Genomic DNA, 25,401 nt, shown 5'->3' with positions numbered 1-25,401 from the left:
GTAACAGGAACGACATATGCAGTTTGACTGGAGTGCCATCTGGCCCGCCATCCCGCTTTTGATTGAAGGCGCCAAAATGACCCTGTGGATCTCGGTCCTCGGTCTGGCTGGCGGTCTGATAATCGGACTTGCAGCAGGGTTTGCGCGCACTTTCGGCGGTTGGATCGCCAACCACGTAGCGCTGGTGTTTATCGAAGTCATTCGCGGTACGCCAATCGTTGTGCAAGTAATGTTTATTTACTTCGCTCTACCAATGGCATTTAACGATTTACGCATTGACCCTTTTAGCGCCGCCGTTGTCACCATCATGATCAACTCCGGTGCCTATATTGCGGAAATCACCCGCGGTGCGGTGCTCTCAATCCATAAAGGATTCAGCGAAGCCGGACTGGCCCTTGGACTTTCACGCACAGAGACTATTCGCCACGTTATTTTGCCTCTCGCGCTGCGTCGTATGCTGCCGCCGCTGGGCAACCAGTGGATCATCAGCATTAAAGATACCTCGCTGTTTATTGTCATTGGCGTCGCTGAACTGACCCGTCAGGGCCAGGAAATCATTGCCGGTAACTTCCGCGCACTGGAAATCTGGAGCGCCGTTGCGGTGTTCTATCTGATCATAACGCTGGTGCTGAGCTTCATTCTGCGTCGTCTGGAAAGAAGGATGAAAATCCTGTGATTGAATTTAAAAACGTTTCTAAGCACTTTGGTCCAACCCAGGTGCTGCACAATATTGACCTGAACATTCAACAGGGCGAAGTAGTGGTGATTATCGGGCCGTCAGGATCCGGTAAATCTACCCTGCTACGCTGCATTAACAAACTGGAAGAGATAACCTCTGGCGATCTGATCGTCGACGGTCTGAAAGTGAACGATCCGAAGGTAGACGAGCGGTTAATCCGCCAGGAAGCCGGGATGGTATTTCAGCAGTTCTATCTGTTCCCGCATCTGACGGCGCTGGAAAACGTCATGTTCGGGCCGCAGCGCGTACGCGGGGCGAATAAAGAACAGGCCGAGAAACTGGCGAAAGAACTGCTGGCGAAAGTAGGTCTGGCCGAACGTGCGCATCACTACCCTTCTGAGCTGTCCGGTGGTCAACAACAGCGTGTGGCTATCGCCCGAGCGCTGGCGGTGAAGCCGAAAATGATGCTGTTTGATGAGCCAACCTCTGCGCTTGACCCGGAACTGCGTCATGAGGTTTTGAAAGTTATGCAGGATCTGGCGGAAGAAGGGATGACCATGGTGATTGTGACCCACGAAATCGGTTTTGCCGAGAAAGTGGCTTCACGCCTGATTTTCATTGATAAGGGAAGAATTGCCGAAGACGGTAATCCGCAGGCCCTGATTGAAAATCCGCCCAGCCAACGCTTACAGGAATTCTTGCAGCACGTATCCTGATAGCTCTGCCTCCCTTCGCCCGAAGGGAGGTTTTTCACCAGAATCCTCTCATTTCAATTCTCTCCCGCCCTGACATCTATACTTATCCTTTTGAATTTATTTTCTCATGGGAGGAGTCATGCGCGGGATCCTGTTCATTTTTGTTTGTCTGTTGAGTTTCCCGACTCAGGCGGTGACGATACCTGGCGTCACCACGCCAACATCAACCAACGCGCAAACCACAGCGGCGAAAGAGCCGGATATTGAACAGAAAAAAGCGGCTTACGGCGCACTGGCCGATGTGTTGGAAAATGACGCCTCGCGTCAGGAGCTGATCGGTCAGTTACGCAAAGTGGCCACTGCCCCTCCTGCCGAGCCGGTGCCGACCATTGTCCCGCCCACGTTAACGGAAGAAAAAACGGTACTGGAAAACGTCACGGACGTCACCCGCCACTACGGTGAGGCGCTCTCCAGCCGCTTTGCCCAGCTTTATCGCAATATTACCGATGCCCCGCATAAGACCTTTAATCCGCAAACGTTCACCAATGCTCTGACGCATTTTTTAATGCTGGCGGTGTCAGTGTTCGGTTTTTTCTGGCTGGTTCGCCTGTGCGCGCTACCGTTGTATCGCAAAATGGGACAATGGGCGCGGCGGAAAAACCGCGAACGCAGCAACTGGCTTCAGCTTCCGGCGATGATCGTTGGCGCATTCATTATTGATTTGCTTCTGCTGGCGCTGACATTATTTGTCGGGCAGATACTGAGCGACAAAATGAACGCTGGCAGTCGCACGATCGCCTTTCAGCAAAGCCTGTTTCTCAATGCCTTCGCCCTGATTGAATTCTTCAAGGCCATTTTGCGCCTGATATTTTGCCCAACGGTGGCCGAGCTGCGCCCGTTTAACATTCAGGATGCTGGCGCACGCTACTGGAATCGCCGTTTGAGTTCATTGAGCAGCCTGATTGGCTACGGGCTTATCGTTGCCGTACCCATTATCTCGAATCAGGTCAATGTGCAGGTCGGCGCGATGGCCAACGTCATCATCATGTTATGTATCACGCTATGGGCGCTGTACCTGATTTTCAGAAACAAGAAAGAGATAACGCAGCATTTGCTGAATCTGGCGGAAAGATCCCTCGCTTTTTTCAGTCTGTTTATTCGTGCTTTTGCGTTGGTATGGCATTGGCTGGCCAGCGCCTATTTCATTGTGCTGTTTTTCTTTTCGCTGTTTGATCCGGGCAACAGCCTGAAATTCATGATGGGCGCTACGCTGCGCAGCCTGGTAATCATTGGAATTGCCGCCTTTGTTTCCGGCATGTTTTCCCGCTGGATAGCCAAAACTATTACCCTTTCGCCACACACCCAGCGCAGCTATCCGGAACTACAAAAGCGGCTGAATGGCTGGCTGTCGACAGCGTTAAGCGTAGCCAGGATCCTGACGGTGTGCGTTGCGGTGATGCTGCTACTGAATGCCTGGGGGCTGTTCGACTTCTGGAACTGGCTGCATTACGGCGCAGGAGAAAAAACAGTGGATATCCTGATCCGTATCGCGCTGATTTTATTCTTCTCCGCCATCGGCTGGACAATCCTTGCCAGCCTGATTGAAAATCGTCTGGCTTCCGATATTCATGGTCGCCCGTTACCCAGCGCGCGTACCCGCACCCTGCTGACACTGTTTCGTAACGCACTGGCGGTGATTATCAGCACGATCACCATCATGATTGTGTTGTCGGAAATTGGCGTCAATATCGCCCCCCTACTGGCCGGGGCCGGGGCGCTGGGGCTGGCTATCTCTTTCGGCTCGCAAACGCTGGTAAAAGATATTATTACCGGGATTTTTATTCAGTTTGAAAATGGCATGAACACCGGCGACCTGGTGACCATTGGCCCACTCACCGGTACGGTTGAACGGATGTCCATCCGTTCTGTGGGCGTGCGTCAGGACACCGGGGCGTACCATATCATTCCCTGGTCATCGATAACGACCTTCGCCAACTTTGTGCGGGGAATTGGATCGGTCGTCGCCAATTACGACGTAGACCGCCATGAGGATGCGGATAAAGCGAATCAGGCGTTGAAAGATGCGGTTGCTGCGGTGATGGAAAAAGATGATATTCGCGGGCTGATTATTGGCGAGCCGTCGTTTGCCGGGATTGTAGGATTAACCAATACGGCATTCACACTACGGGTCTCGTTTACCACCTTGCCGCTGAAGCAGTGGACGGTACGTTTTGCGCTCGACAGCCAGGTGAAGAAATATTTCGATCTGGCCAACATACGCGCCCCGGTACAGACCTATCAAGTGTTGCCTGCACCAGGGAATGGCCCAACATCTGCGGCAAGCGAACCGCTGCCGCCAACCGAGCCAACGCTTTAGCGTTTACGCGCCATAAAACGACGACGCTGATCGTTATCCATAAAGGTCCAGGCAATAAAGCGACTCTGCTTTTGCCCCTGGGCCATCTCTTTCTTGACCACTTTCACCGCGCCCGCATCCGTTAATGCGTGGTACAGCGGAGGCAAGTTCTCGCCGCGCGAAACCAGCGTGGTAAACCACATAACCTGACGGCCAAAAGCCTGGCTTTCGACGATCATTTTTTTGATGAACGCTACTTCGCCGCCTTCACACCACAGCTCCTGCTGTTGTCCGCCAAAGTTCAGCGCATCATCTTTATCTTGCCCCAGATTACGACGTTTACGCTCGCTTCCTGCGCGGGCTGAGGCCGCAGAATCATGGAATGGCGGGTTACACAATGTGGCTTCATACTGCTCATTTTTGTGAATGATACCGTTGAAGATTGCCGAAGCATCTTTCTGACGACGCAGACGAATAGCACGGGTTAACCCCGGATTGCCGTTTATGATCGCCTGAGCGCTGTTAAACGCTTCGCTACTGCTCTCACTGCCCGTGAATCGCCAGCCGTATTCATGCACGCCGATCAGCGGATAAATACAGTTTGCCCCTACGCCTATGTCCAGGATGCTCGCATTTGCCGGAATGGTTCCGCTGGTTTCCCCCAACAGGTCGGCCAGGTGGTGAATGTAGTCAGCACGACCAGGCACCGGCGGGCACAGAAAACCGTCCGGAATATCCCAGTTTTTCACCGCATAAAAATGCGCCAGCAGTGCTTTATTGAGCGCCTTTACTGCCTGCGGATTGGCGAAATCAACACTCTGCTCCCCGCCGGGCGTGAGGGTGAGAAATTGCGTCAGCTCTGGGGTAATCTGGCATAAAGTCGCAAGATCATAACGGCCATTGTGGCGGTTGCGTGGGTGTAATCCCGGTTTCTGGGCGGACATAGCATTCTCCTTTTAACAGCGGCGTAAGATACCCGCATAACGCCACGCGGTAAACACACACAACAAGGAAATTTGATTTTTTACGCCTGTTTGACGCTTTGCTGATTGTTCGAAAAACAGACAGTTCATCACCAGTTTTTTGCGGTAAATGCCATCCGCTGACGACCTAAACTTATCAGGCACACCTGTTGTTTTTCAGAGGATATCACCATGAAGAAATGCCTCACATTACTTGCCGCTACCGTACTTACCGGCATGACATTTGCCTCCTTTGCTGCACAGCCATACACCAGCCCAGCTACCGGTCAGCTACAAGCTTCCGGCACAGTATCCGCTACCGGCGCCTCTAACCTGAGCGACCTTGAAGACAAGCTGGCAGAGAAAGCGAAAGAGCAAGGAGCAAAAGGCTTTGTCGTTAATTCTGCTGGCGGTAAAAATCAGATGTACGGCACCGCAACTATCTATAAATAACTCCCCTTCCTTAGCCTAACTGCATTCATCCCGAATGCAGTTATGTGCGCGCTGTTCACTTCATTGCAGCTCAATTTGTAATCAATGTGTTGGCATTTTGAATCCAATGTAAATAAATGTATTTATTTTTGAATTAATGAATGTTAAAACGTCGAACTGATTAGAAATGATTATTAAAATCATTATCAATTACACATTCATTTTCGCGAGACCTGCAGGGTACAACATCCACAGAGATGTCCCTTCGCGTGAGTGAAACCGTCTACTCAAAAAATAATAAGTCATTAATTAAAATGGATAAAAATCGCAACTTGCCGTCCAGTAGTTTTCATTCACTGACTTTTTTTGCCGGTCTGTGCATTGGCCTGTCTCCGGTAGCCCAGGCTGTCGCAGCAGGCGATCAGGATAAAAAACAAGAAGATACGTTGGTCGTTGAAGCGGCCAAACCTTCGCTGTACGCCCCAACACAGTCTGCCGACCCTAAATTCTCCCGCCCGGTGGCGGATACCACCCGCACCATGACAGTGATTCCTGAGCAGGTGATTAAGGATCAAGGCGCAACAAATTTGACCGATGCGCTGAAAAACGTACCGGGCGTTGGCGCGTTTTTCGCTGGTGAAAACGGCAACTCCACTACCGGTGATGCGGTTTATATGCGTGGCGCGGATACTTCGAACAGTATTTATATCGACGGTGTTCGTGATATCGGCAGCGTCACGCGCGATACCTTCAATACCGAACAGGTCGAAGTGATTAAAGGTCCTTCCGGTACCGACTATGGACGTAGCGCACCGACTGGCTCTATCAATATGATCAGCAAACAGCCGCGTACCGACTCAGGAATCGATGCGTCGGCCAGCGTCGGTAGCGCCTGGTTCCGCCGTGGTACACTGGACATTAACCAGGTTATCGGCGAGACCACCGCCGCACGTTTAAACCTGATGGGTGAAAAAACACATGATGCCGGTCGCGATAATGTTAAGAATGAACGTTACGGCGTGGCCCCCTCACTTGCTTTTGGCTTAGGCACCGAGAACCGACTGTATCTGAACTATCTGCACGTTACTCAACACAACACACCGGATGGAGGCATTCCCACCATCGGCCTGCCGGGTTACTCCGCGCCTTCCGCAGGGACGTCTGCACTGAATCATTCAGGAAAAGTTGATACGCATAACTTCTACGGCACCAACTCGGATTACGACGATTCGACGACCGATACCGCGACGATGCGTTTTGAACATGACCTGAGCGACAGCACAACGATTCGCAACACCACCCGCTGGTCGCGCATTAAACAGGATTATCTGATGACGGCGGTGATGGGCGGTGCGTCTAATATTACGCAACCCACCAGCAGCGTCGACACCTGGACATGGTCACGCCTGGCAAATACCAAAGATGTCAGTAACAAAATCCTGACCAACCAGACCAACCTGACCTCAAAGTTTTACACGGGATCCATCGGTCACGACATCAGCACCGGCGTGGAGTTGACGCGCGAAACACAAACCAACTATGGCGTCACCCCGATTACCCCGCCGCCGGTTAATATTTATCATCCCAACAGCGACGTGAATATCGGCGGATTATCGCGTAACGGCGCCAACGCTAACGGGCAAACCGATACCTTTGGCGTATACGCTTTTGATACGCTACAAATTACCCGTGAGTTTGAGCTGAACGGTGGTATTCGCCTCGACAATTACCGCACTGAATATGACAGCGCCACCGCTTGCGGCGCTTCTGGCCGTGGTGCAGTGGCATGTCCGACAGGCGTCGCCAAAGGTTCCCCGGTCACCACTGTGGATACTGCCAAATCAGGCAATCTGGTGAACTGGAAAGCGGGCGCGCTGTATCACCTGACCGATAACGGCAATGTCTACATTAACTATGCCGTTTCTCAGCAACCGCCGGGCGGCAGCAACTTTGCCCTTGCTCAGGGCGGAAGCGGTAACAGCGCAAACCGTACCGACTTCAAACCGCAGAAAGCGAAAACTAGCGAGATTGGCACCAAATGGGAGGTGCTGGATAAGCGCCTGCTGCTAACCGCCGCAATTTTCCGCACGGATATTGAGAATGAAGTTGAGCAGAACGACGACGGTACCTATTCCCAGTACGGGGAGAAACGCGTTGAAGGCTACGAGCTCTCGGTAGCAGGCAACATCACCCCCGCATGGCAGATTATTGGGGGTTACACCCAGCAACGCGCCACCATCCACAGCGGCAAAAACGTTGCTCAGGATGGTTCTTCTTCCCTGCCCTATACGCCGGAACATGCGTTCACGCTGTGGAGCCAGTATCAAGCAACCGACGATGTTTCCGTTGGCGCAGGCGCTCGCTACGTGGGCAGTATGCATCGCGGTTCGGACGGCGCCGTGGGTACGCCATCCTACACTGAAGGTTACTGGGTCGCAGACGCCAAACTGGGCTATCGCGTGAATCGCAATCTCGATTTCCAGCTAAACGTCTATAACCTGTTCGACACCGATTATGTATCCTCCATAAACAAGAGTGGATACCGTTATCATCCAGGCGAGCCAAGAACCTTCCTGCTCACCGCCAATATGCATTTCTGATCCATCGCGTGGGGCGAAAGCCCCACTTTCAGGAGAAACACTGATGATGTACCACATTCCCGGCGTTCTGTCGGCGCAGGATGTAGCCTGGTTTCGCGAACAACTGGACGCAGCCGACTGGGTTGATGGCCGCGCAACCACCGGCGCTCAGGGGGCGCAGGTTAAAAACAACCAGCAGGTGAATACGCAAAGTGAACGCTACGACGTTTTACAACAGGCGGTACAGACTGCGGTAAATAACAGCGCGCTTTTCTTCGCCGCGGCACTACCGAAAACGCTCTCCACGCCGCTGTTTAATCGCTACCAGGACAACGAGACCTACGGTTTTCACGTTGACGGCGCGGTGCGTAGCCATCCGGAGAACGGCTGGATGCGCACAGACCTTTCCGCAACCTTATTCCTGAGTAATCCGGATGATTATGAAGGCGGAGAGCTGCTGGTTAATGACACCTACGGCCAGCATGCGGTGAAGCTTCCGGCAGGCGATCTGGTGCTTTACCCTTCCAGCAGCCTACACTGCGTAACGCCAGTGACCCATGGCGTTCGTGTGGCATCCTTTATGTGGATCCAGTCGATGATCCGTGACGACAAAAATCGCGCCATGCTTTTTGAACTGGATAAAAACATTCAATCCCTGAAGGCTCGTCATGGAGAGAGCAACGAGATCCTGTCATTACTCAATCTCTACCATAACCTGTTGCGCGAATGGTCTGAAATCTGATACTGCTGGCGCATGGTCGTTTTTCAGCCATCATCTTCGCTATACTTAGTCTGTAGACACCTGCAGGAGGTACACATGGCATCCGGATGGGCAAATGACGACGCTGTAAACGAACAGATCAACAATACTATTGAAGATGCTGTTGCCCGTGCCCGCGGTGAGTTACCGACGGGGGAAAGTCTGTATGAATGCGAAGAATGTGGCAATCCTATCCCTCAGGCCAGACGTGAGGCCGTACCTGGGGTACGTTTGTGCATCACTTGCCAACAGGATAAAGATTCACATAGTGCGGCATTTTCAGGATATAATCGCAGAGGTTCGAAAGACAGCCAGCTACGTTGACTCATCTTTACCAAAAGTTTCAGCGCATACGATTTCCTTTACGAGCACGCTTTTTCGCACTCTGTGTGGCAAAATGTGCCGTTGTTGGTTTCTCTGTAAAGCGCAATGACAAGAACTGTAAATCCCTCGTCTGAATTTATTAATATTCAATAAGTTATTTGTCATTCAATTTTTTTGATTGATGTCGTCAATTCTATTCGATTTTCTCTCACCAAAAAAAACGTGATACTTATCACATCGACGGAACAACGTCTTCTTAAAGAACACTGACTACTAACAGAACAACCCTGCGAGAGATTAATCATGAAAAATATCAAATTTGCTGTTGCTGCCATCGCCCTGTCTACCCTGTCATTTGGCGTTTTCGCTGCCGAGCCGGTTTCCTCCACTCAGGCACAAAGCATGAATAAAATTGGTGTAGTTTCTGCTGATGGCGCCACCACACTGGATGGCCTGGAAGCCAAACTGGCTGAGAAAGCGGCTGCTGCTGGCGCAACTGGTTACAGCATCACTTCCGCTGTCGGTAAAGACAAAATGAGCGGCACCGCGGTTATCTATAAATAACCGAAAGATTACCTGTACGACCCAATGCTCCAACCCTCATTGACCCTGTTTGTTACCCTTTGTTTGCCCGTCCGCCACTGGACGGGCTTTTTTTTTGCTTAGTGTTCAAGTCGTTGACGGAATTCCTGCAATACGGCGTCCGGCATGCCTATTTGCAGCGCCGCCTCGCAAATCGCCTGCCAGCTTCCTGCATCCAGCGGAATACCGTGTTCCAGCCGTTCCTCGCGAGTATTCACTTCCCACTCACCTGGCAACAGGATCGGGGCATCTTCAGCATGCGGGGACGCTTTCACCCACTCAGCAAATGCTGCGACCTGGTTGTCGCAGTCCGGCGCGCCGAACAGTTCCGGATTCATAATAATAGTGGTCATACAGTTGATGATGGCGTCCGGGCTGGTCTGCAGGCTCTCTTCATGTGTGGTTTTACCCCCTGAAAGCGCACCACCCATAATTTCGCACATCGCCGCCAGCGCATACCCCTTGTGCTCGGCAAAGGTTAGCAACGATCCCAGCGGAGAAACCTGCATTACCGCAGGATCGGTTGTAGGCATCCCCTCCACATCAATCAGACATCCAGGAGCTACCGGCTCGCCCTTATGCCATGCCACACGGGTTTTGCCAAAAGCGATGGCACTGGTTGCATAGTCGAGCAATAGCGGGAAGGTATTTTTACGCGGAAAAACAACGCAGAAGGGGTTAGTGCCAAAACGACTATCGCGGCCATGAAACGGTGTAACCATCGGGATCCCGACCACACTCACAAAATGCACTGAGACAAAACCTGCAGCCGCGCATTGCTCCGCCCAGTAACCAATACGTCCGATATGATGCGAATTATGTAATGCCACGGCGGCGATACCGTGCTGACGAGCTTTTTCAATCCCCAGCGTGATGGCTTCGTGAGCCGCCACCTGACCAAAGGCACAATCGCCATCAAGCGTAATCACCGCCCCCGCATCTTTTACCACTTTGGCATGACGGTTGATTTGCAGATGCCCCAGCGAGAATGAACGAATATAGCTTGGGATCATACCGATGCCGTGGGAGTCGTGACCGGCGAGGTTAGAAGCTATCAGATGATCGGCCACCAGCCGCGCCTCCTGATCATTGCTTCCCATCTGGTGAAAAACGGCCTGGATAAAGGCGTGCAGCGTTGGCACATGGAAGCGATGTCCACTGTTCATTGTTATCTCCTGTTGTGTCGCGTGTTTGTTGTGTTTCTTATTTTTCAACAAACTATGCTGCGCCACGGCGCTCAGGAGGTCAATAAACGTGCAGAAATTTCACGTTGCCGAAAAGAGAAAACCGACAGACCAGGTAAAAGGCCCGTCGGGATAACAAATAAATCAGAAACTTTGCTCGACGCGGGCAAGTCCTTCGGCCAGCGAGGCGGATTCACCGGTTGCCACCAGGCAGCAGGCCATCTGAATTTTCAACGATGCCGGGACCGGCTCACTGCCAGCCAGACAACGCTCAATCCAGCGCGCGGTGGTTTCCGGATCTTTTGCCACCGGCAGCGGTACCGGCTCGTCAGGCATCTCGCTTTGTCGGTCCTGTAACACTCGCACACCGGATGAATCTATCAGGCTTATCTGCGGGCAGCGCTGCGGGTTGGCATACACTTCGCCCTCGGTACCATGCATCAACAGGCCGCGCCCACCGATATCGCCGAAGAACTTCGCCACACGCGAGACGTATTCCGGGTGGGAAACGCTGGAAAGACGCAGCGCCGCATCTTCAGCAAACGGCGTGGCTAATTTAGCCAGCGTGTGCGCACTGTTACGCACGCCCATGCGCCAGCGCATCGCCAGCTGTTTCTCCAGCGGAGGGCACAGCGCGCTCACCGGGATAAATACCGGCTGATGACCATCCAGCTTTGCCTGCGCCTGCCCGGCATGCAGCGTTGGCGTAATCCCCATCAGTTCAAAAATGGTTTCTGTCAGCACGCGGGTTGGATCCTCGCTGACGCCGTGCACTACTACCGGGAAACCGAGCTTATGCAGTAAAATCGCCAGCAGCGGCGTCAAATTCGCCTGCTTGCGTGCACCATTGTAGCTGGGAATGACAATCGGCATGGGTTTGGCTACTGGCGGAGTCAGGCGAATGGTGTGGTTTTGCATCGCTTCGTAAAAGCCCAGCATCTCCGCTTCGCCTTCGCCTTTAATACGTAGCGCAATCAGCACCCCGCCCATCTCAAGGTCAGGTACGTCGCCGTTCATCATATGGGTATACAGTCCGCGAGCAGTATCCTTGTCCAGGTCACGCGCGTGATTTTTTCCTCGCCCAATCTCTTTAATGATTTTGCGGTAATCCATCGATAACTCCTTGCCTGTTGCTCGCATCGTTAACGCCGACGGCGGCGCGTGGGTTTCGCTTTTTCTTTTGGTTTTACTATAACGTCTGGCACAGCAGGTTGCTCTATCGGAAATATGGGTAACGCGTTCAGTAAACGCTTGCCATAGTTTTTGGTCAATAAACGTTTGTCATAAATAACCACTTCTCCCCAGCAGCCATGGCTACGGATGAGTCGCCCAACCTGCTGGATCAAATTGAACGACGCCGCGGGCAGGCTCTGCACCTCGAAGGGGTAGCGGTTCAGGCTTTTCAACCACTCGCCCTCGGTGATCACCACCGGGCTGTCGATCGGTGGAAAAGCAATTTTGTGAATATGCACCTGGGTCAGCAGGTCGCCTTTCAAGTCCAGACCTTCAGCGAAAGATTGCAGCCCAACCAGTACGCTGCGCTCGCCGTTGGTCACCCGTTTGCGGTGCAACTCTACCAGACGATAGCGCGGCTGATCGCCCTGCACCAACAACAGCAGGCGCAGATCGGTAACATGCTCAAGAAAACGCTGCATCGCCCGACCGCTGGCAAAGAGTACCAGCATCCCCTGATGCTTTTTGCTTTCCAGTTGTTCGCGAAAATAGGCGGCCATTTCCGCGATATGCTGCTCTTCGTTATCAATTAACGGTTCGTAGCGCATCTGCGGAATGACGATTTTGCCCTGTTCAACGTGATTAAACGGTGAATCCAGCGCGACAAACCGATCCCCTGCTTTTTCCTTCAGACCACTCATCTCCTGCAAACGCGAGAAGCTGTTGAGCGAGCGCAGCGTTGCGGAAGTGACAATAATATGCGGGACGCTACGCCACAGCAGTCGTTCGAGCTGATCGCTCACACGGATCCCCACGCAGTGGAACCAGACGTGGATCTGCCCGTCACGCACCTCGCGCGTCGCCCATTTACTCACCGGCGCACCTGACGACTGCGCGAGCGATGCCAGCCGCCACAGTTTGCTTTGCGCCTCAAACATGCCCAGCGCCCGGTTCATCTGCAAAATAACCCGATGCAGACGCACAATATCGTGAGTGCCGGTTTTTTCGCTGAGATCGTTGAGGAACAGTTCCGCCAGCCCGCGTAGCATTTCCGTAAGCTTTGCCAGACGCTGACAAATCTCCATCACTTCTGCAGGCAGTTCGCCCATCGCAAAGCGGTGTTCCGCCTCCTGAGTAGCAGGCATATACAGATTAAGAATGTTATTGAGCGATGAAATCAGTTCATACAGCTCTTCACAGTGACCGTTCAGACGCTCGGCATTCGCCAGCGGCGGCGTGGTTTTCGGGTGAAACTGTTCAAGACAGGTCGCCACTAATTTGCAAAACAGATCCAGCTGGAGCCGGTACCAGGGGGTGCTGATTTCCGCGCTCATCTCCAGCGCATCGCGCGCGACATCCGGCAAATGGTGGCCTTCATCAAGTACCAGCAACAGGTTTTTCGGCTCCGGCAAAACGGCTTCGCTTTCCATCGCCGCCATCACCAGCGCATGATTAGCCACCACCACTTCAGCTTCCTGAATCTCCCGGCGGGCGACAAAAAAAGGGCATTCACGATAGTAGTGACAGTTGCGATTCAGACAGCTAGCTTTATCGGTGCTCAGACGCTGCCAGAGTCCGTCGTCAATGGCGATATCGGTGTGATCGCGCAGCCCGTCCCACTTGTAGCTGTCGAGATCGCCTTTTAACCTGGCGCAGCGCTTTTGTTCTTCCTGGTTGTTGGGCGTCAGGTCATCGTCGAGAAAAGCCAGCAGATCCTGCTGATTGGGTTCAGTACTGGCCAGCGCCGCTAAGTTACGCGGGCAGACATAGCGTCCGCGACCAAACGCGGCGGTAAAACGCAGGTCAGGGATAATTTTGCGCAGCAGCGGTAAATCTTTGCTGTAGATCTGATCCTGCAAAGCGACGTTGGCGGTGCTGACCACCAGCGTTTTTTGCTCTTCACGCGCAATGGCAATACCGGGAATCAGATACGACAGAGTTTTCCCCACCCCGGTCGGCGCTTCAATCGCCAGATGCCGGCCTTCTTCACCTGCCAGCGTTTTCGCGACGTCAGCAATCATCTGCCGCTGCGGCGCACGGGGGATAAAGTCGGGGATCTGTTCCTGAAGCGCCTTATACCAGGCGGCGATTTGCGCTTTTAACGCAGCCGTAAGTGCCATGAGAAAACCTGAAATACTGTATAAACAGCCACTATTGTGGCACATTTCAGGCCCTGGATGTACCTTTTTCCCCCATTCTGGAAAGCGTTTCGCAATTCATTTTTCCTGGCCGGACGGCTGTTCGAGTCCTGTCCGGCCAATAATTCACTGACGTTTAATAGTATCCCAACAGCTTCCACCACAGCATGCCCACGGCAAAAATGATGATCACATTTGCCGTCACCACACAGAGGTTAATTTTGTAAAAGCGCGGTCGTTCAAAATAGCCCTGGGCAAAATAAATGGGGCCAGGTCCACCACCATACTCGGTATTCCCCCACATCAGGTTACTAAAGATACCGAAGCAAATAGCCACCATCATCGGCGGTGCTCCCGCAGCGATCGCCGTGGCCGCGAAAGGGGCATACAGCGCAGCCACATGCCCGGTCGCCGTAGCGAAGAGATAATGGACGTAAATGTAAAGGATCCCCAACACAATAAAGGACTCGATCGCGCCAAAACCCTGAATACCGCTGCCTAACTTTATGGTCATCCATTTAATAAAACCCAGATCGGCAAGCCCTGTCGCCAGACTAATAATGACGCTAAACCAGATCACCGTATCCCAGGCGGCGTGGTCATTAAGCAAACTTTTCCAGCTAACAGCGCCCGAGGCAAACAGATACGCAGCCAATCCCAGCCCGACAGATGTGGCAGACAATCCCGTAATCAAGCTGGTCCCCCAACCAACCAATGCCAGCACAAAACCAAACGCGACCTTTTTCTCATTGCTGCTCATCGAACCGAGCTCACCGAGGGCCTGTTTGCCCATCGCTTTCGCCTCCGGCGTACGCTTAAGCTCGGGATCCAATAATTTATAAACCAATAGCGGCATCAGGCAGAAACAGACCATCGCAGGAACCACTGCGGAAATAAACCATCCGCCCCAGGTTATCTCTATTCCTAATGACGATTTCGCCAGACTCGCTACCAGCGGATTCGCCGCCATCCCGGTGAGAAATATTGCCCCGGTAATCGGCGTAAACTGGAAGCACACCATGGTTAAGAAATCGCCGATACGCTTGCCCGTTGCCCCCGGCGCTGAGCCCAATACATCATTGATGGAACGAGTGATAGGGAAAATAATCCCCCCGGAACGCGCGGTTACTGATGGCATTGCCGGGGCCATAATCAGATCGGAAACCCCCAGTGAGTAAGCGATACCCAGGCTGCTGCCACCAAAGAGCGATAACATTTTATACGCAATACGTTTCCCCAATCCCGAGGTTACAAAACCCAGAGACAAGACGTAGGCACAGAAAATGAGCCATACTGTACCGGATGCAAAACCTGACAATGCTTTTGCCTCTGGCAACGTTTTGGTGAAAATTACCACGCAAAGTGCAATCAACATCACCGCCCCCGAAGGGAGCGGCTGGGTAAGAATCGCGGCTATGGTCGCGGCAAATATCGCGAACATATGCCAGGCCTGAGGCGTCAGACCAGCAGGTACGGGATAAAACCAAATGATCGCGCCTATCGCCAGCGGTATCAGGAACGAGAGAATGGATTTTCCCGTGGCAGAATTTTTTGACATAAAAATATCCTTATTCCGTTAGCCCAAGAGCGTTCATTTCCGCGACATATATCTCGCTAATACCTGATCCACCATTGCTGGCGCCATTCCAAGGTAATTTGCCGGGTCGGTCAGTTCTTCAATCAACTGCGGGTCAAGTCGTTCCGAGACAGATGGCATCGCATTCAGCACGTCCGCTAATCGCCCGCCTTGTTCGTTGACGATGCGGCAAGCGTCGTACACCACATCATGCGCATCCTGACGACCAATGTACGGAGCCAACCCCATCATGACCGCTTCAGCCACAATCAATCCGTTGGTCATACCGAGGTTACGTTTCATCGCCGCTTCATCGACCACCAGCCCCGCCAGCATAAAGTTAGCCTGATGCAATGCCCCCGCGCTGAGAACGAAACTCTCCGGGATAGCAATCCATTCGGCATGCCACGGCCCGGTTGCACGCTCCAGATCTTGCACCATTGCATCAAGCATCAGCCCTGCCTGTTGGCGAACGCCTTTGGCACAGGCCAGCATTAACTCGCTGGAAATAGGGTTGCGTTTCTGCGGCATAGTACTGCTGGCACCGCGTCCTTTAACAAACGGCTCATACAGCTCACCAAACTCGTTTGCTGCCAGCAGCATTACGTCGTAGGCAATCTTGCCCAGCGACCCGGTAATCACCGCTAACAGATTCACCGCCTCGGCGAAACCATCACGCGCAACATGCCATGTGGACGTTGGGATATTCAGCCCAAGCTCTTCCATCATCGCTTTTTGTACCGCCAGCCCTTTATCCCCCAGCGATGCCAGCGTACCGGCGGCACCCGCAAACTCGCCGACCAATACACGAGGACGCGCCTGAGTCAGACGTTCCGCGTGACGTTCAAACATATCCAGCCAGATGGCTGTTTTATAACCGAAGGTCACTGGCAGAGCCTGCTGCAAATGGGTTCTCCCGGCCATCGGCGTATCACGATAACGGCGTGAGAGATCGGCCAGCGTTGCACGAAGTTTGTCCATATCGGACTCAATGAGCGCAAAAGCATCACGAATTTGCAGGACTACAGCAGTGTCCATAATGTCCTGAGTGGTTGCCCCCCAGTGCACATAGCCGCCGGACTCGCCAGCCTGTTTAGAAATCTGGTGCACCAGCGGTAGGATCGGATAACCCACGATTTCGGTTTCATGGCGTAATAAATCAAAATCGAGCGTATCGGCATTACATTTTTCAGCAATTTCCTGCGCCGCAGCCTCAGGTATCACACCGCAGCGTGCCTGGGCTTTAGCTAATGCCACTTCCACTTCCACGTATTTGCGTACCAGCTCGCGATCGTCAAACACCGCGCGCATCGCCGGTGTGCCGAAAGAATCCCTGAACAGAACAGAATCAAGTACATTCGAAGCCATAAATCCCCCTGGAAAATCTGATAGTGATAAGATGCGTGTTTACGGTCGATTTTTAGATATTCAAACACCGACACAATGTCCAGACATAATTAAATGTCCGTACATTTGAATGTACGGACATTTATAGTATTCATAAGAAATGTAGGGAATAGTCCGTACAAATTTTCGTGATAAAGATCACTAATATTTTGATGAAACCGCGATGAAAGAATCTCTGTACAAGCGAATAGCACGTGAACTGGCGCAGCAAATTTCGGTGGGGACCTTTGCCCCCGGATCGCTGTTTCCAACGGAAATGGAACTGTGCGAAACATGGCAGGTCAGCCGCCACACCATGCGTGAGGCGTTGAGGGAATTAACAGAGCAAGGTCTGATTTCACGGCGTAAAGGCGCGGGAACTCGCGTTTGCGAACCTAAGGCTAACGGTGTCAATCACCCGCTATCGCATCTTGAGGATCTGTTGCTGCTGGCCAAAAACAATCTGCGCGTCATCAAGAAAATCGATGAGATTGTGGCGGACATCGAGCTGTCCCAGATGATTGGCTGCCCGCCAGGTTCTCGATGGCTGCACATTGCCAGCACTCGCGAAGATGCGCACAACCCCGACGCACCGATCTGCTGGACGGACAGCTATGCCAGCACGGATTACGCTAAACTGCGCACCTACATCCGTGACGATCCACACTCATTAATCAGCGACTTGATCGAAACGCATTACGGCATCAAAAGCCATGAGGTGCATCAGACTATTACGGCTGTCGGTGTGCCCAAAAAGGTGGCAAAGATTCTCAATGTAGCGCCTGATTCGCCAGCGATGAGAATTGTGCGTCGTTATCTGGACAGGGACGGGAAAGTATTTGAGACGACGATTTCGATTCACCCGGCAGGACGATATACCTGCTCGATCGTGCTGAAATCGCAAAGTTCGGGGGAGTGATTGACCTATCCGGCCTACACAGTGTGTAGACCGGATAGCGTGTTTATACAGCCATACAGTAAGGGAATTACTGCGCTGTAGACGGTTTGCGCGGACGGCGCGGCGGACGAGGCTTATCGCCTGCCGGTTTGCCTTCGCCATTACGCGGCTTCGCTTTTGGCGCACCGCCATCCTGACGACGCGGCTGCTGGCCACGCCCTGCTCCGCCCTGCCCGCGACCACCACCGCCGCCACGCTGCTGGCGACCATTCTGGATCGGCTCAGCTTTAATGGAGGGATCTGGCTCATAGCCTGGCGTTGCAATACGCGGGATCTCTTTTTTCAGCAGCTTCTCGATGTCACGCAACAACTTGTGTTCATCGACGCACACCAGAGACAACGCTTCGCCGGTGGCAGCGGCACGCCCGGTACGACCAATACGGTGCACATAATCTTCTGGGACGTTTGGCAGCTCGTAGTTCACCACGTGCGGTAACTCTTCAATGTCCAGACCACGCGCGGCAATATCGGTCGCTACCAGCACGCGTATATCACCGGATTTAAAATCAGCCAGCGCACGTGTACGTGCCCCCTGAGATTTATTACCGTGGATTGCCGCACTGCGGATGCCGTCTTTATTCAGCTGTTCTGCCAGATGGTTCGCGCCATGTTTGGTACGGGTAAACACCAGCACCTGCTGCCAGTTGCCCTGACCAATCATCTGTGACAACAGTTCACGTTTACGTTTTTTATCGACGAAATGAACATGCTGAGTTACCTGCTCGGACGCGGTATTACGACGTGCCACTTCGATTTCCAGCGGGTTATGCAGCAGTTTTTCGGCCAGCGACTTAATGTCATCAGAGAACGTTGCCGAGAACAGCAGGTTCTGACGTTTTGCCGGCAGTTTTGCCAGAACGCGACGAATATCGTGAATAAAGCCCATATCCAGCATGCGGTCAGCTTCATCCAGTACCAGGATCTCCACCTGATCCAGTTTTACCGCATTCTGATGCTCCAGATCGAGCAAACGACCCGGGGTGGCAATCAGTACATCCACACCGCCACGCAGTTTCATCATCTGCGGGTTAATGCTGACGCCGCCGAAGACCACCAGCGAGCGAATATTCAGATACTTACTGTAATCACGGACGTTTTCGCCAATCTGGGCCGCCAGTTCACGGGTTGGCGTGAGGATCAGCGCACGAACCGGACGACGGCTTTTACCATGCGGCTGATTGGTAATCAGGTGCTGCAACAGCGGCAGGGTAAAACCTGCCGTTTTCCCCGTACCGGTCTGGGCGCTGGCCATCAGATCGCGGCCTTCCAGCACGGCAGGAATAGCCTGCTGCTGAATAGGGGTAGGTTCACGGTAACCCTGCTCGGCAACGGCACGTAAAATTTCAGGGTTTAAACCAAGGGAATCAAAAGACATAACAACTCCGAACCGCCCTGACCGTTACCGGTGTCGTTTTCAGGGAGATACATACAATAGAGATGACAAAAACCACAATGTCATGAAGGGGCGGAGTGTAGCAGTTTTTGTGATGTGCCGCATAAATTATCCCTTCACTGGAAAATAACCGTCCGGACTGGACAAGGCTGCACATCAGTCATAATCTTAATCAATCGATTGATTAAGATTAGAGTCGTGCCATGAATACACCCACCATGACAACCAAAGGTGAACAGGCGAAGAACCAGCTCATTGCCGCCGCATTGGCACAATTCGGCGAGTATGGTCTGCACGCCACGACGCGCGATATCGCTGCACAGGCCGGGCAAAACATTGCGGCTATCACCTACTATTTTGGCTCAAAAGAGGATTTATATCTCGCCTGCGCCCAGTGGATTGCAGATTTTATCGGCTCACAGTTTCGTCCGCACGCTGAAGAGGCCGAGCGTTTATTCGCTCAGCCAGAACCGGATCGTGGCGCGATGCGTGAACTGATCCTGCGCGCCTGCAAAAATATGATCATGCTGTTAACCCAGGACGACACTGTTAACCTGAGCAAATTTATCTCGCGTGAACAGCTTTCCCCCACTGCGGCTTATCAACTGGTGCACGACCAGGTTATCAATCCGCTGCATACACACCTGACGCGCCTAATTGCCGCCTATACCGGCGGCGATGCCAACGATACCCAAATGATTCTGCATACCCACGCCATACTCGGCGAGGTACTGGCTTTTCGTCTGGGGAAAGAAACCATTCTGTTGCGTACGGGCTGGTCACAATTTGATGAGGATAAAACCGCGCTGATTGACCAAACGATCACCTGTCACATCGATCTTATTCTGCAAGGTTTAACGCAAAGGAGTCTGGAGTCATGAAAAAACCTGTCGTTCTCGGGCTGGTTATCGCGGCCCTCGTTGCCGTGATTGCCGGTGGAACGTGGTGGTATCAGAGTCGGCAAGATAACAGCCTGACGCTATACGGCAATGTCGATATCCGTAGCGTCAACCTGAGTTTTCGCGTCGGCGGCAGACTGGCCTCACTGGCGGTTGATGAAGGCGATGCGATTACCGCCGGTCAGGTACTGGGTAAACTGGACCGCGCACCGTATGAAAACGCATTGATGCAGGCAAAAGCCAACGTTGCCGCCGCGCAGGCGCAATACGATCTGATGCTGGCAGGGTATCGCGAAGAAGAGATCGCGCAAACCGCGGCGGCAGTCAAACAGGCGCAGGCCGCCTATGATTACGCGCAGAATTTTTACAATCGGCAGGTAGGATTGTGGAAAAGCCGTACCATTTCTGCCAACGATCTGGAAAATGCGCGTTCATCTCGCGATCAGGCGTTAGCTTCATTGAAATCCGCACAGGATAAACTCACGCAATATCGCAGCGGTAATCGTGTGCAGGACATCGAACAGGCAAAAGCCACGCTCGAACAAGCTCAGGCAGAGCTGGCACAGGTAGAGCTTAATTTGCATGATACCACGCTGACCTCGCCATCTGACGGCACGCTTCTCACCCGCGCGGTTGAACCCGGCAGCATGCTGAACGAAGGGAGCACGGTACTGACGCTGTCGCTCACGCGTCCGGTATGGGTCCGCGCCTACGTTGACGAACGCAATCTGAGCCAGGCGCAGCCAGGACGTGAGATCCTGCTCTATACCGACGGTCGCCCGGACAAACCGCATCACGGCAAAATCGGCTTTGTGTCACCAACCGCCGAATTTACGCCGAAAACGGTCGAGACTCCTGATCTGCGCACCGATCTGGTGTATCGCCTACGAATTGTCGTAACCGACGCGGACGATGCGCTACGTCAGGGAATGCCGGTAACGATAAAATTTGGCGATGAGGCACGGCATGAATGACGCCGTCATTACGCTTAAAGGGCTGACGAAAAACTTTGCTGGAATGGAAAAACCGGCCGTCGCCCCGCTCGACTGTATCGTGCATGCGGGCTACGTGACCGGGCTTGTCGGGCCGGACGGTGCGGGCAAAACCACGTTGATGCGCATGCTGGCGGGATTATTAAAACCTGATGCCGGAAGTGCTGCGGTAATTGGTTTTGACCCCATCAAAGACGACAGCGCGCTGCACGCGGTGCTGGGCTATATGCCGCAGAAATTTGGTCTGTATGAAGATTTGACCGTCATGGAGAACCTCAATCTCTATGCCGATTTGCGCAGCGTCACCGGTGAGGCGCGAGAAAAAACCTTTGCCCGACTACTGGAGTTTACCTCGCTGGGGCCATTTACCGGACGACTGGCCGGCAAACTTTCCGGCGGCATGAAGCAGAAGCTCGGGCTAGCCTGTACGCTGGTCGGCGAACCCAAAGTGTTGCTGCTGGATGAGCCAGGTGTGGGTGTCGACCCAATTTCCCGTCGCGAACTGTGGCAAATGGTCCACGAACTGGCCGGAGACGGCATGCTGATCCTCTGGAGTACGTCGTATCTGGATGAAGCAGAGCAATGCCGTGATGTGCTGCTGATGAACGAAGGCGAATTGTTATACCAGGGCGATCCTACTCAGCTTACGCAAACCATGGCTGGTCGCAGCTTCCTGATGAGCAGTCCGCAGGAAAATAACCGCCGACTGCTACAACGCGCGTTAAAACTACCGCTGGTCAGCGACGGAATGATTCAGGGGAAATCCGTCCGTTTAATCCTGAAAAAAGAGGCGACAGCTCAGCAGATCCAAAACGCTGACGGCATGCCGCAGATAACCATCAATGAAACTGCACCCCGCTTCGAAGATGCCTTTATCGATTTACTCGGCGGAGCCGGAACATCGGAATCCCCGCTGGGCGCTATCCTGCATACCGTAGAAGGCACGCCTGGCGAAACGGTGATCGAAGCCAAAGCGCTGACCAAGAAGTTTGGCGATTTTGCCGCGACCGACCACGTAGACTTTTCCGTACAGCGCGGCGAGATTTTTGGTCTGTTAGGACCCAACGGTGCCGGCAAATCCACCACCTTTAAAATGATGTGCGGCCTGCTGGTCCCCACTTCCGGCAAAGCGCTGGTGCTGGATATGGACCTGAAAGTCAGCTCCGGCAAAGCGCGTCAGCATCTGGGTTATATGGCGCAGAAATTCTCCCTGTACGGTAACCTGACGGTTGAACAAAATCTGCGCTTTTTCTCCGGCGTCTACGGCCTGCGTGGTCGGGCGCAGAAGGAGAAAATCGATCGAATGAGCGAGGCATTTGGCCTGAAGAGTATCGCTTCCCACGCCACCGACGAACTGCTGCTGGGGTTTAAGCAGCGTCTGGCGCTGGCCTGCTCGCTGATGCATGAACCCGACATTCTGTTCCTTGATGAACCCACTTCCGGGGTCGATCCCCTCACCCGTCGTGAGTTCTGGTTGCATATCAACAGCATGGTGGAAAAAGGCGTCACGGTGATGGTGACCACCCACTTTATGGACGAGGCGGAATACTGCGATCGCATCGGGTTGGTGTATCGCGGCAAACTGATTGCCAGCGGAACACCGGACGACCTGAAAGCTCAGGCTGCCGACAGCGACACTCCGGACCCGACCATGGAGCAGGCATTCATTACGCTAATCAATGACTGGGATAAGGAGCATACGCATGAGTAACTCCGCTCTCTCCTGGCGTCGCGTACGTGCGCTGTGCGTGAAAGAGACGCGCCAGATCGTTCGCGATCCCAGCAGTTGGCTGATTGCGGTGGTGATCCCGCTGCTGCTGCTGTTTATCTTCGGCTACGGGATAAACCTCGACTCCAGCAAGCTGCGGGTCGGGATTTTGCTCGAACAGCAAAGCGAAGAGGCGTTGGATTTTACCCATACCATGACCGGCTCGCCGTATATTGACGCCACCATCAGCGATAACCGGCAGGAATTGATTGAAAAAATGCAGGCCGGGCGCATTCGTGGGCTGGTGGTGATCCCTGTGGATTTTGCCCAGCAGATGGCGCGACCTAATGACGTGGCACCGATCCAGGTGATCACCGATGGCAGCGAACCCAATACCGCCAACTTTGTGCAGGGTTATGTCGAAGGCATCTGGCAGATTTGGCAGCAACAGCGGGCGGAAGATCGTGGGGAATCGTTCGAGCCTTTGATCGACGTGCAAACACGCTACTGGTTTAACCCGGCGGCCATCAGCCAGCACTTTATTATTCCCGGGGCGGTAACCATCATCATGACGGTGATTGGCGCGATCCTCACCTCATTAGTGGTGGCGCGCGAATGGGAACGCGGAACCATGGAGGCACTGCTTTCTACCGAAGCCACCCGCGTCGAATTACTGCTGTGTAAACTGATCCCCTATTATTTCCTCGGCATGCTGGCGATGCTGCTGTGTATGCTGGTGTCGGTATTTATTCTTGGCGTGCCCTATCGCGGCTCGTTGCTGATCCTGTTTTTCATTACCAGCCTGTTTCTGCTCAGTACGCTTGGCATGGGGTTGCTTATTTCCACCATCACCCGCAACCAGTTTAACGCCGCGCAGGTCGCGCTGAACGCCGCTTTCCTGCCCTCGATTATGCTGTCAGGTTTTATCTTCCAGATAGACAGCATGCCCGCGATTATCCGGGCGGTAACCTACATTATTCCGGCGCGTTATTTCGTCAGTACCCTGCAAAGCCTGTTTCTGGCGGGAAATATTCCGGTGGTGCTGATTATTAACGTGCTGTTTTTAATCGCTTCGGCGGTGATGTTTATTGGCCTGACGTGGCTTAAAACCAAACGTCGGCTGGATTAAGGGGACGGGCATGTTTCATCGCTTATGGACATTAATTCGCAAAGAGCTGCAATCGCTATTACGCGAACCGCAGACGCGAGCCATTCTGATTTTACCGGTGCTGATTCAGGTGATCCTGTTCCCGTTCGCGGCAACGCTGGAAGTCACCAACGCCACGATCGCTATCTATAACGAAGACAACGGTAAACATTCGGTTGAGCTTACCCAGCGCTTCGCCCGCGCCAGCGCTTTTACGCATGTTCTGCTGCTGAAAAGCCCGCAGGAGATTAAGCCTACCATCGATACGCAAAAAGCCCTGCTGCTGGTGCGCTTCCCGGCCAATTTTTCGCGCAACCTGGACACCTTCCAGCAAGCTCCTATGCAGATTATCCTCGACGGGCGTAACTCCAACAGCGCGCAAATTGCCGCCAATTACCTGCAGCAAATCGTTAAGACGTATCAGCAGGAGCTGATGGACGGCAAGCTGAAACCAAACAACAGCGAGCTGGTCGTGCGTAACTGGTACAACCCGAATCTGGATTATAAATGGTTCGTGGTGCCGTCGCTGATCGCCATGATCACCACTATCGGCGTAATGATCGTCACCTCGCTTTCGGTTGCTCGCGAGCGCGAGCAAGGTACGCTGGATCAGCTGCTGGTCTCCCCACTTACCACCTGGCAGATTTTCATCGGTAAAGCTGTGCCCGCGCTGATTGTGGCTACTTTTCAGGCCACCATTGTGCTGGCAATTGGTATCTGGGCTTATGACATTCCATTTGCCGGTTCACTGGGGTTGTTCTATTTCACAATGGTAATTTACGGGCTGTCGCTGGTCGGCTTTGGTCTGCTGATTTCATCGCTGTGCGCCACCCAGCAGCAAGCGTTTATCGGCGTGTTTGTGTTTATGATGCCGGCGATTTTACTCTCGGGCTACGTGTCACCGGTCGAAAACATGCCGGTCTGGTTGCAGAATCTGACGTGGATAAACCCGATCCGCCATTTTACGGACATCACGAAACAGATTTACCTGAAGGATGCGAGTCTGCAGATTGTCTGGGGAAGTTTGTGGCCGCTGTTGGTGATAGCGGCCACAACCGGCTCAGCGGCGTATGCGATGTTTCGACGTAAGGTGATGTAGCTTTTTGTCTTTCGCCAGCAGCGAGACCACGGCGGGTCCGGCCAGGATCACCAGACCCGCCAGTGCCAGCAAGACGTTGTTTTGCAGCACGCGCGACAGCAACCACAGCACGATCATTGCGGCACCGAAATACCACGTGGTAGTCAGCTCTTCCAGCACATCAGCGACGTCACGCCAGCGTTGTTCATGGTGACGTTGCAAGGCCAGCATTAATAAAACCGTTACGCCGTAAACGACGCATAATCCCAGGCCGACGCGCACCAGCGTGCCGCTCATCCAGCCCATTACCAGCAACGCCACTACCAGTAAATGCAACACAATCTGCCAGCAACTTAGACCCGTTGCGACACGAACACGTTGTTGCCACCTCATGGCTTTT

The 25,401-nt window shown here is 53.3% G+C and carries 22 protein-coding genes; 14 read left to right on the top strand and 8 right to left on the bottom strand.

Annotated features, from left to right (window positions below):
• The first annotated feature begins 16 nt into the window (after positions 1–16).
• From glnP to ybiO, 3 genes are all read left to right on the top strand, one after another.
• Complete coding sequence (gene glnP / locus OGV89_RS19605; RefSeq protein WP_003035248.1) at positions 17–676, top strand: glutamine ABC transporter permease GlnP; 660 nt, start codon at positions 17–19, stop codon at positions 674–676.
• Positions 673–1,395: a glutamine ABC transporter ATP-binding protein GlnQ gene (gene glnQ, locus OGV89_RS19600; protein WP_003035246.1), complete on the top strand. Its 723-nt coding sequence runs from the start codon at positions 673–675 to the stop codon at positions 1,393–1,395. Before glnP ends, glnQ begins: the two co-directional genes overlap by 4 nt.
• Positions 1,396–1,513: 118 nt before the next feature.
• Positions 1,514–3,751 carry a mechanosensitive channel protein gene (gene ybiO, locus OGV89_RS19595; protein WP_016149831.1) on the top strand — a complete coding sequence of 746 codons (2,238 nt, stop codon included), beginning with the start codon at positions 1,514–1,516 and terminating at the stop codon, positions 3,749–3,751.
• On the opposite strand, the gene rlmF is transcribed toward ybiO, so the two are convergent.
• Entirely contained in the window at positions 3,748–4,674 is a 927-nt protein-coding gene (gene rlmF, locus OGV89_RS19590; RefSeq protein WP_003845423.1) for a 23S rRNA (adenine(1618)-N(6))-methyltransferase RlmF, read from the bottom strand. The two genes, ybiO and rlmF, sit on opposite strands and share 4 nt — an antisense overlap.
• A gap of 210 nt (positions 4,675–4,884) precedes the next feature.
• Here rlmF and mcbA point away from each other — a divergent pair, with 210 nt between their 5' ends.
• The 5 genes from mcbA to ybiJ all read left to right on the top strand — a co-directional run bounded on the left by mcbA (position 4,885) and on the right by ybiJ (position 9,351).
• A complete protein-coding gene (gene mcbA / locus OGV89_RS19585; protein ID WP_003035239.1) occupies positions 4,885–5,145 on the top strand; it encodes a DUF1471 family periplasmic protein McbA in 261 nt (86 codons plus the stop codon).
• 293 nt (positions 5,146–5,438) lie between these two features.
• The gene (locus OGV89_RS19580) at positions 5,439–7,724 is read left to right on the top strand and encodes a catecholate siderophore receptor Fiu (protein ID WP_286559161.1); all 2,286 of its coding nucleotides are present in this window, start codon (positions 5,439–5,441) and stop codon (positions 7,722–7,724) included.
• Positions 7,725–7,767: 43 nt separating this feature from the next.
• Positions 7,768–8,445: a PKHD-type hydroxylase YbiX gene (ybiX, locus tag OGV89_RS19575; protein ID WP_162648420.1), complete on the top strand. Its 678-nt coding sequence runs from the start codon at positions 7,768–7,770 to the stop codon at positions 8,443–8,445.
• Between the two features lie 75 nt (positions 8,446–8,520).
• Positions 8,521–8,787 carry a DksA/TraR family C4-type zinc finger protein gene (locus OGV89_RS19570; RefSeq protein WP_003035233.1) on the top strand — a complete coding sequence of 89 codons (267 nt, stop codon included), beginning with the start codon at positions 8,521–8,523 and terminating at the stop codon, positions 8,785–8,787.
• A gap of 303 nt (positions 8,788–9,090) precedes the next feature.
• A complete protein-coding gene (gene ybiJ / locus OGV89_RS19565; RefSeq protein ID WP_003035231.1) occupies positions 9,091–9,351 on the top strand; it encodes a DUF1471 family protein YbiJ in 261 nt (86 codons plus the stop codon).
• Between the two features lie 98 nt (positions 9,352–9,449).
• Here ybiJ and OGV89_RS19560 read toward each other — a convergent pair whose 3' ends face one another.
• The 5 genes from OGV89_RS19560 to OGV89_RS19540 form a co-directional block, all read right to left on the bottom strand.
• Positions 9,450–10,535: a malate/lactate/ureidoglycolate dehydrogenase gene (locus OGV89_RS19560; protein WP_286559158.1), complete on the bottom strand. Its 1,086-nt coding sequence runs from the start codon at positions 10,533–10,535 to the stop codon at positions 9,450–9,452.
• A 162-nt stretch (positions 10,536–10,697) separates the two neighbouring features.
• The gene (ybiB, locus tag OGV89_RS19555; RefSeq protein WP_003035227.1) at positions 10,698–11,666 is read right to left on the bottom strand and encodes a DNA-binding protein YbiB; all 969 of its coding nucleotides are present in this window, start codon (positions 11,664–11,666) and stop codon (positions 10,698–10,700) included.
• Between the two features lie 29 nt (positions 11,667–11,695).
• Positions 11,696–13,846 (bottom strand): ATP-dependent DNA helicase DinG, encoded by a 2,151-nt coding sequence (gene dinG, locus OGV89_RS19550; protein WP_286559156.1) that lies wholly within the window; start codon positions 13,844–13,846, stop codon positions 11,696–11,698.
• A gap of 154 nt (positions 13,847–14,000) precedes the next feature.
• Positions 14,001–15,422 (bottom strand): DASS family sodium-coupled anion symporter, encoded by a 1,422-nt coding sequence (locus OGV89_RS19545; protein WP_003837022.1) that lies wholly within the window; start codon positions 15,420–15,422, stop codon positions 14,001–14,003.
• A 33-nt stretch (positions 15,423–15,455) separates the two neighbouring features.
• On the bottom strand, positions 15,456–16,808 hold the full coding sequence (locus OGV89_RS19540; RefSeq protein WP_003837024.1) for a class-II fumarase/aspartase family protein: 1,353 nt from the start codon (positions 16,806–16,808) through the stop codon (positions 15,456–15,458).
• Positions 16,809–17,010: 202 nt separating this feature from the next.
• Between OGV89_RS19540 and OGV89_RS19535 the strand changes: the two genes are divergently transcribed.
• Positions 17,011–17,745: a GntR family transcriptional regulator gene (locus tag OGV89_RS19535; RefSeq protein WP_003837025.1), complete on the top strand. Its 735-nt coding sequence runs from the start codon at positions 17,011–17,013 to the stop codon at positions 17,743–17,745.
• Positions 17,746–17,812: 67 nt separating this feature from the next.
• On the opposite strand, the gene rhlE is transcribed toward OGV89_RS19535, so the two are convergent.
• Entirely contained in the window at positions 17,813–19,159 is a 1,347-nt protein-coding gene (gene rhlE, locus OGV89_RS19530; RefSeq protein ID WP_003845409.1) for an ATP-dependent RNA helicase RhlE, read from the bottom strand.
• A 221-nt stretch (positions 19,160–19,380) separates the two neighbouring features.
• Here rhlE and cecR point away from each other — a divergent pair, with 221 nt between their 5' ends.
• The 5 genes from cecR to OGV89_RS19505 are packed head-to-tail and all read left to right on the top strand — an operon-like array spanning position 19,381 to position 25,022.
• On the top strand, positions 19,381–20,058 hold the full coding sequence (gene cecR, locus OGV89_RS19525; protein WP_003035216.1) for a transcriptional regulator CecR: 678 nt from the start codon (positions 19,381–19,383) through the stop codon (positions 20,056–20,058).
• Positions 20,055–21,050: a secretion protein HlyD gene (hlyD, locus tag OGV89_RS19520; RefSeq protein WP_286559154.1), complete on the top strand. Its 996-nt coding sequence runs from the start codon at positions 20,055–20,057 to the stop codon at positions 21,048–21,050. Before cecR ends, hlyD begins: the two co-directional genes overlap by 4 nt.
• Positions 21,043–22,779: an ATP-binding cassette domain-containing protein gene (locus OGV89_RS19515; protein ID WP_286559151.1), complete on the top strand. Its 1,737-nt coding sequence runs from the start codon at positions 21,043–21,045 to the stop codon at positions 22,777–22,779. Before hlyD ends, OGV89_RS19515 begins: the two co-directional genes overlap by 8 nt.
• Positions 22,772–23,905, top strand: a complete 1,134-nt coding sequence (locus tag OGV89_RS19510) for an ABC transporter permease (protein WP_032938555.1) — start codon at positions 22,772–22,774, stop codon at positions 23,903–23,905. Before OGV89_RS19515 ends, OGV89_RS19510 begins: the two co-directional genes overlap by 8 nt.
• Before the next feature lie 10 nt (positions 23,906–23,915).
• Positions 23,916–25,022, top strand: a complete 1,107-nt coding sequence (locus OGV89_RS19505; RefSeq protein ID WP_003035205.1) for an ABC transporter permease — start codon at positions 23,916–23,918, stop codon at positions 25,020–25,022.
• On the opposite strand, the gene OGV89_RS19500 is transcribed toward OGV89_RS19505, so the two are convergent.
• Entirely contained in the window at positions 24,984–25,394 is a 411-nt protein-coding gene (locus OGV89_RS19500) for a YbhQ family protein (protein ID WP_003035203.1), read from the bottom strand. The two genes, OGV89_RS19505 and OGV89_RS19500, sit on opposite strands and share 39 nt — an antisense overlap.
• Between the last annotated feature and the right edge of the window lie 7 nt (positions 25,395–25,401).

This window comes from Citrobacter sp. Cf125, from assembly GCF_030333935.1.
In the GTDB taxonomy this organism is placed as follows: Bacteria; Pseudomonadota; Gammaproteobacteria; order Enterobacterales; family Enterobacteriaceae; genus Citrobacter; species Citrobacter freundii.
This window is presented reverse-complemented; position numbering and strand designations above follow the sequence as displayed.